Source organism: Acidobacteriota bacterium (assembly GCA_009861545.1).
GTDB lineage: Bacteria > Acidobacteriota > Vicinamibacteria > Vicinamibacterales > UBA8438 > WTFV01.
Genome location: VXME01000036.1, coordinates 1 through 2,914, shown reverse-complemented (window position 1 = coordinate 2,914; position 2,914 = coordinate 1). Strand labels below are relative to the sequence as shown.

Below are 2,914 nucleotides of genomic sequence, written 5' to 3'. Positions count from 1 at the left end.
CTGCGCGAGCTGCTGTTTTCAACAAAAATAAATCATAATCTTTCAACGCCTGTTTTGTCTCTACCATCCCCTTCATCTTGATCCGTGGAATCGTATCAGGCTCCACCAGTTCAAACCAGCGCCCCTGATACGCGGGAATATCCCGATGGCGCATCAACTCATCCACCAGGCGGTCAGCCATAAAAACCCCGTAATCGGGATCCTTCTCCGAAAGTAGTGGAAACACCGCCAGACGAGGAACCGCTTCGCGCTGCGGCAACACCTCTTCACACTGCACCGCAGCAGAAAACACGAGCAACAAAATTGAAAGAAGATATCTCATTGTATTTTGCATCATGGCATCTCGGTCTTAAGTACTGATTGAAAAATTTTCAGCCTATCGGACAGTCAATCTCTCTTACCACGGTCTTGTCGTTCTTAGCTCATTTTTGTTACCCTGAATGATGTTATGCGAAATAATTAGCATATAAATTTAAAAATAGCCAATTAAAAACTCGTTGTCAAGATTAGAGCGCGATATAATCAGCAGTATTTTTGATGCCCAGAATGAATGCACAATTCATCAACCGGCTATACAGCAGACAGAGACCTCAATGCTGCCATAAACATATTGACGCTGGGGCTACAACGTCAGGCGACCTAACCGCCAAGAAACCCAACTGATCTATCGTTGGGAGTAGTCACGTAATTATAATACGCCGCGGACCGATTGGCCTGCTCACTGGTAAAACGGGCGCAGATGGAAAAGGTCTTGTGCGATCACTGAGTTCATAGAGCGCGCGAACGCGTTCCTCTGTGGGCGGATGTGTGCGAAGCCAGCGCGGACCAGTCTTGGCATCAGAAGTATAAATAAACCGAAAACGGCGGTGGATCTTATGTCCACTGCCGTTTAACGTTCGGGCGGAGACACCAGAGCCATACCCCGGGCATAAGCCCAATGCCGAGCGGCTTTGGCGAGTTTGGGATTGCCAGACGCGAGCATTGCGCTGGCCATACGCTCATCGCCTTCGTGTTCCAGAGCCTGGACAAGAGCGGAAGTTGCAAATGCGGAATACTCGCGAATAAAAAATGGGTGCGCCGCTGCAATAACATCCAGATCGCGTTCTCGCAAAGCGCGTTTCAACACCTCGACAACGCGATCGCCACCTATCTCAGAAAGCCTCATAGCCGCCGCAATGCGTTCCACCCCCTTGCCATTCTCAAATGTCGAAATCCACGCGTCAACTTTCTCCTGTACATCGCGCCTGTTGCGCCAATCTGGCTCAATATCCCGAAGCGCTCTCACCGCCATCTGCACATTCGCCCCCTTGCTCAACATTTCCACCAGCACAGGTACCACACGCGCATCCTTCAATGTGACAAGTGCCCAGGCCGCAGACCAGCGCACAAAAACCGAACTATCATTTAACGCTTGCGCCAGGGCATTCGTCGTTCGCAGGTCACCTATTTGTCCCAACGATTCTACAGCAGATCTTCGGACATGTATCCCCGGATGGCCCAACAAGCGGATCAAAGCATCTATCCCTCGCCTGTCATTTAAGACACCCAAAGCACGGGCAATAGACGCCATCATCTCCTCTCCAGATCGCCCCTGCAAATGCATCTCCCGATCTACCAGCGAGATCAGTAGCTCAACAGCACTCGTATCGCGCAATGCACCCAATGCTCCCGCTGCTGCTCCGCGAACATACCTGTCTTCTCCTACAAGCGCGTGCCTCAACACACCTGCCGCGCGCATATCTCTCATTTTACCCAGCGACTGAATAGCCTGCCGACGCACATTGCGATCTCTATCTTCTGTTGCGACGATCAATGCCTGTACCACCCGCTGATCTTTTAAATCGCCCAAAAAACGCGCCGCAACCTTTCGCTCGTTGTCATTGCCCTCTGTCACCCAGCGGCACCAGTGCATCACCAGTTCTTCTGCCCAATCTTTCTCTCGCCAGTCGGGAACAACCGCATTGAGACCCTCCAATGCGCGGAACCGAATGACTGCCTGTTTATCGCCCAACATATCATCTTGCATCAAATCACGCTGAAATCTCTCCACAGCCATCTCGACCTCTGGCCGCGCACGCCAATTTTTATCAATCTGATCCAGAGCAAACAGAACAGTCTGGCGCATCTCCTCATCGCCCAACAAATTTGCCAAAGGCCCAATCGCCCGGGGCGATCCAATGCGTCCTAAAGCCACTGCTGAAACCCATCGCACCTGGGATATTTCACTTTGCATTTGCGAACACAGAACATCCACCGAAGTCGAATCCCCAATCTGCCCCAGCGCATCGATCGCCGCCAATCGCAATACAGGCACCTCCGCTTGCACAACAGCGACCAATGCCTCCACCGCAGTCAAATCTCCAATCTGACCCAGTGCCTCCACCGCTGCCAATGCCAGAACAGCCCGTTTGTCCTGCAAAAAAGGAATGAGCACCCCAGTCGCTCGCCTATCTTTCAGCACACCCAGCGCATCGATCGCCGCCAGCCGCACCCGCGTTTTTTCATCTTTCAACGCCTGAATTAAATGTGGCACAGCATCCAACTGACCACTCTTCCCCAACTTCTCAACCCCATAAACCCGCACATCGACATCCACATGGCGCGACTGACGCACATATTCGTCAATACCCCGAGAGCAACCACCCAACAACAGTGCAAGAATCAGCCAGATGTATAACTTTCTCTTTTCCATCTAGTATCCCTATTCAATTTAAGCCCCACATTGACCAGCCCCCGAAATACACATTCCGGGGGCATCTTTCTCCTGAGCATAATCTATGACACATACCCAATATCGCACACAAAATCATTTCGTTATCCTAAAACTCCTCGCATCGTCAAATTGCGGCTCAATCACGACCTCACCTTTAGAGTTGATATACCCATATTTATCATCAATTATTAATACTGCCAA

General features: G+C 51.0%; 3 protein-coding genes. All 3 read right to left on the bottom strand.

The genetic code is table 11. The features are described from left to right. A partial coding sequence (locus F4X11_05085) for a hypothetical protein (protein MYN64388.1) occupies window positions 1-322 on the bottom strand: 322 nt, incomplete at its 3' end. A 567-nt stretch (window positions 323-889) separates the two neighbouring features. Continuing rightward, window positions 890-2,692: a hypothetical protein gene (locus F4X11_05080; GenBank protein ID MYN64387.1), complete on the bottom strand. Its 1,803-nt coding sequence runs from the start codon at window positions 2,690-2,692 to the stop codon at window positions 890-892. Between the two features lie 114 nt (window positions 2,693-2,806). Next, on the bottom strand, window positions 2,807-2,914 hold a 108-nt coding region (locus F4X11_05075; protein ID MYN64386.1), incomplete at its 5' end, for a WG repeat-containing protein.